The organism is Paenarthrobacter sp. FR1, assembly GCF_051106045.1.
Lineage (GTDB): Bacteria > Actinomycetota > Actinomycetes > Actinomycetales > Micrococcaceae > Arthrobacter > Arthrobacter nitroguajacolicus_A.
This window is the reverse complement of the sequence record NZ_JBPFSF010000021.1, coordinates 1-5,333: the sequence shown is the minus strand read 5'-3', so window position 1 is coordinate 5,333 and position 5,333 is coordinate 1. Positions and strand designations below refer to the sequence as shown.

The 5,333-nt window shown below is 55.7% G+C and carries 2 rRNA genes; both read left to right on the top strand.

What is annotated here, in order from left to right:
• Positions 1-190 precede the first annotated feature (190 nt).
• Positions 191-1,713, top strand: a 16S ribosomal RNA gene (locus ACR30Z_RS22515).
• A gap of 553 nt (positions 1,714-2,266) precedes the next feature.
• A 23S ribosomal RNA gene (locus ACR30Z_RS22510) occupies positions 2,267-5,333 on the top strand.
• Together the 16S and 23S rRNA genes form the textbook arrangement of a ribosomal RNA operon.

The following is a 5,333-nucleotide window of genomic DNA, read 5'->3' as shown; positions in this document are numbered from 1 at the left end:
GTCTGTTGTTTGAGAACTCAATAGTGTGCCAAGTTTGTTGATACCGATTGTTTTTTGATTGGTTGAATTTTGCCAGGTTGCTGCGCACCCCCGTGTGTGGTGGTCTGGTTTTCAGCTGGTTTCGAATTTTGTGCAGCCGCGTTTTGCCGTTATTTCCGGTGGGTGTGGTTGTGTCTGTTTTTGTTTTACTTCAACGGAGAGTTTGATCCTGGCTCAGGATGAACGCTGGCGGCGTGCTTAACACATGCAAGTCGAACGATGATCTCCAGCTTGCTGGGGGGATTAGTGGCGAACGGGTGAGTAACACGTGAGTAACCTGCCCTTGACTCTGGGATAAGCCTGGGAAACTGGGTCTAATACCGGATATGACCATTCCACGCATGTGGTGGTGGTGGAAAGCTTTTGCGGTTTTGGATGGACTCGCGGCCTATCAGCTTGTTGGTGGGGTAATGGCCTACCAAGGCGACGACGGGTAGCCGGCCTGAGAGGGTGACCGGCCACACTGGGACTGAGACACGGCCCAGACTCCTACGGGAGGCAGCAGTGGGGAATATTGCACAATGGGCGGAAGCCTGATGCAGCGACGCCGCGTGAGGGATGACGGCCTTCGGGTTGTAAACCTCTTTCAGTAGGGAAGAAGCGTAAGTGACGGTACCTGCAGAAGAAGCGCCGGCTAACTACGTGCCAGCAGCCGCGGTAATACGTAGGGCGCAAGCGTTATCCGGAATTATTGGGCGTAAAGAGCTCGTAGGCGGTTTGTCGCGTCTGCTGTGAAAGACCGGGGCTCAACTCCGGTTCTGCAGTGGGTACGGGCAGACTAGAGTGCAGTAGGGGAGACTGGAATTCCTGGTGTAGCGGTGAAATGCGCAGATATCAGGAGGAACACCGATGGCGAAGGCAGGTCTCTGGGCTGTAACTGACGCTGAGGAGCGAAAGCATGGGGAGCGAACAGGATTAGATACCCTGGTAGTCCATGCCGTAAACGTTGGGCACTAGGTGTGGGGGACATTCCACGTTTTCCGCGCCGTAGCTAACGCATTAAGTGCCCCGCCTGGGGAGTACGGCCGCAAGGCTAAAACTCAAAGGAATTGACGGGGGCCCGCACAAGCGGCGGAGCATGCGGATTAATTCGATGCAACGCGAAGAACCTTACCAAGGCTTGACATGGACTGGAAAGATCTGGAGACAGGTCCCCCGCTTGCGGTCGGTTCACAGGTGGTGCATGGTTGTCGTCAGCTCGTGTCGTGAGATGTTGGGTTAAGTCCCGCAACGAGCGCAACCCTCGTTCTATGTTGCCAGCGCGTTATGGCGGGGACTCATAGGAGACTGCCGGGGTCAACTCGGAGGAAGGTGGGGACGACGTCAAATCATCATGCCCCTTATGTCTTGGGCTTCACGCATGCTACAATGGCCGGTACAAAGGGTTGCGATACTGTGAGGTGGAGCTAATCCCAAAAAGCCGGTCTCAGTTCGGATTGGGGTCTGCAACTCGACCCCATGAAGTCGGAGTCGCTAGTAATCGCAGATCAGCAACGCTGCGGTGAATACGTTCCCGGGCCTTGTACACACCGCCCGTCAAGTCACGAAAGTTGGTAACACCCGAAGCCGGTGGCCTAACCCTTGTGGGGGGAGCCGTCGAAGGTGGGACCGGCGATTGGGACTAAGTCGTAACAAGGTAGCCGTACCGGAAGGTGCGGCTGGATCACCTCCTTTCTAAGGAGCTGCTTGCAATCATCGGTGTCCGTGCATGCGGGCATGGTGTGGTTGTCAGTGTTGCCCATTGCGCAGGCGTCTGTTCTGCGGTGGGTGCTCATGGGTGGAATATCAACGAATCAGACTTTTTGTTTGGCATGGCCTTCCCGGTTGTGTCCTGGTGTTAGTACGGCGTCCCTGCGCTTTGGTGTGGGGGTGTGTGGAACGCTGCCGGGGCGTGGGGTGTGGGGGTTGTGTTTGGCGCACTGTTGGGTCCTGAGGCAACAGGACCTTTTTGCAGCAATGCAGGGGGGCACTTCTGGTGTTTCTTTTGTTCCTGCGGCCGGTTCCCCGGCTCACTGTGTCGATCCGCGTGTGTGGGTTGTGGTGGGTGGTGGTCTGGTTGATGGGGTTGTTGTTTGAGAACTACATAGTGGACGCGAGCATCTGGGACGTGCATGTGCTGATCCTTTTGGGGGTTGGTGGGTGTGTGTTCCATACAGCAATTTCTTATGAATGAACCTTGGGCCGTAGTGGCTCGTGGTTCTCTCGAGTAAGTTTTTGATCTTTGTGTGGTCAAGTTTTTAAGGGCACACGGTGGATGCCTTGGCATTAGGAGCCGAAGAAGGACGTAGGAATCTGCGATAAGCCTGGGGGAGTTGATAACCGAGCGTTGATCCCAGGATGTCCGAATGGGGAAACCCCGCACAACGCTGCAAGGTGATTGTGTGACCCGCATCTGAACACATAGGGTGCGTGGGGGGAACGCGGGGAAGTGAAACATCTCAGTACCCGCAGGAAGAGAAAACAAGAGTGATTCCGTTAGTAGTGGCGAGCGAACGCGGATCAGGCTAAACCGTTTCCATGTGTGATAGCCGGCGGGCGTTGCATGGGCGGGGTTGTGGGACTTTCCGTATTGGTTCTGCCGGACCGGTGAGGTGAGGTGCAGGCATAGGTGAACGGTCTTGAAAGGCCGGCCAGAGAGGGTGTGAGCCCCGTAACCGTAATGTTGTGTACAGCCTGGAGAGGATCCCAAGTAGCACGGGGCCCGAGAAATCCCGTGCGAATCTGTCAGGACCACCTGATAAGCCTAAATACTTCCTAATGACCGATAGCGGACCAGTACCGTGAGGGAAAGGTGAAAAGTACCCCGGGAGGGGAGTGAAACAGTACCTGAAACCGTGTGCTTACAATCCGTCGGAGCCAGTCTGATTCTGGTGACGGCGTGCCTTTTGAAGAATGAGCCTGCGAGTTAGTGTTACGTCGCGAGGTTAACCCGTGTGGGGTAGCCGTAGCGAAAGCGAGTCTGAACAGGGCGAGTGTAGTGGCGTGATCTAGACCCGAAGCGGAGTGATCTACCCATGGCCAGGTTGAAGCGACGGTAAGACGTCGTGGAGGACCGAACCCACTTCAGTTGAAAATGGAGGGGATGAGCTGTGGGTAGGGGTGAAAGGCCAATCAAACTCCGTGATAGCTGGTTCTCCCCGAAATGCATTTAGGTGCAGCGTTGCGTGTTTCTTGCCGGAGGTAGAGCTACTGGATGGCCGATGGGCCCTACAAGGTTACTGACGTCAGCCAAACTCCGAATGCCGGTAAGTGAGAGCGCAGCAGTGAGACTGTGGGGGATAAGCTTCATAGTCGAGAGGGAAACAGCCCAGACCACCAACTAAGGCCCCTAAGCGTGTGCTAAGTGGGAAAGGATGTGGAGTTGCGAAGACAACCAGGAGGTTGGCTTAGAAGCAGCCATCCTTGAAAGAGTGCGTAATAGCTCACTGGTCAAGTGATTCCGCGCCGACAATGTAGCGGGGCTCAAGTACACCGCCGAAGTTGTGGATTTCACACAGTACCCTAGCCTTCGTGGTTCAGGGGTGTGGAGTGGTAGGGGAGCGTCGTGTGGGCAGTGAAGTCGCGGTGGAAACCAGCGGTGGAGCCTACACGAGTGAGAATGCAGGCATGAGTAGCGAAAGACGGGTGAGAAACCCGTCCGCCGAATGATCAAGGGTTCCAGGGTCAAGCTAATCTGCCCTGGGTAAGTCGGGACCTAAGGCGAGGCCGACAGGCGTAGTCGATGGACAACGGGTTGATATTCCCGTACCGGCGAAAAACCGCCCATGCCAAGCGGGGGATACTAACCGCCCGGAGCCTGCCCGCTCACCCTTGTGGTGTTGTGGGTTTTGGCCGAGCGCGGGACCTGATCCCGGGAGGTAAGCGTATTAACAGGTGTGACGCAGGAAGGTAGCCGGGCCGGGCGATGGTTGCCCCGGTCCAAGGATGTAGGGTCAGGGATAGGCAAATCCGTTCCTGTGTGTTTCGAGCACGATCCTGAGATCTGATGGGACTCCCGTAAGGGGGGATNCTGAGATCTGATGGGACTCCCGTAAGGGGGGATCCGGTGATCCTATGCTGCCTAGAAAAGCATCGACGCGAGGTTTTAGCCGCCCGTACCCCAAACCGACACAGGTGATCAGGTAGAGAATACCAAGGCGATCGAGAGAATTATGGTTAAGGAACTCGGCAAAATGCCCCCGTAACTTCGGGAGAAGGGGGGCCTGCCCCGTGATGGAGACTTGCTCTCCGTGAGCGGGTGTGGGCCGCAGAGACCAGGGGGAAGCGACTGTTTACTAAAAACACAGGTCCGTGCGAAGTCGCAAGACGATGTATACGGACTGACTCCTGCCCGGTGCTGGAAGGTTAAGAGGACCGGTTAGCCACTTGTGGCGAAGCTGAGAATTTAAGCCCCAGTAAACGGCGGTGGTAACTATAACCATCCTAAGGTAGCGAAATTCCTTGTCGGGTAAGTTCCGACCTGCACGAATGGAGTAACGACTTCCCCGCTGTCTCAACCATAAACTCGGCGAAATTGCAGTACGAGTAAAGATGCTCGTTACGCGCAGCAGGACGGAAAGACCCCGAGACCTTTACTATAGTTTGGTATTGGTGTTCGGAGTGGCTTGTGTAGGATAGGTGGGAGACGTTGAAACCCGGACGCCAGTTCGGGTGGAGTCATCGTTGAAATACCACTCTGGTCACTTTGGACATCTAACTTCGGCCCGTGATCCGGGTCAGGGACAGTGCCTGATGGGTAGTTTAACTGGGGCGGTTGCCTCCTAAAAAGTAACGGAGGCGCCCAAAGGTTCCCTCAGCCTGGTTGGCAATCAGGTGTCGAGTGTAAGTGCACAAGGGAGCTTGACTGTGAGAGAGACATCTCAAGCAGGGACGAAAGTCGGGACTAGTGATCCGGCGGTACATTGTGGAATGGCCGTCGCTCAACGGATAAAAGGTACCTCGGGGATAACAGGCTGATCTTGCCCAAGAGTCCATATCGACGGCATGGTTTGGCACCTCGATGTCGGCTCGTCGCATCCTGGGGCTGGAGTAGGTCCCAAGGGTTGGGCTGTTCGCCCATTAAAGCGGTACGCGAGCTGGGTTTAGAACGTCGTGAGACAGTTCGGTCCCTATCCGCTGCGCGCGCAGGAAATTTGAGAAGGGCTGTCCTTAGTACGAGAGGACCGGGACGGACGAACCTCTGGTGTGTCAGTTGTACTGCCAAGTGCATCGCTGATTAGCTACGTTCGGATGGGATAACCGCTGAAAGCATCTAAGCGGGAAGCTCGCTTCAAGATGAGATTTCCATACACATT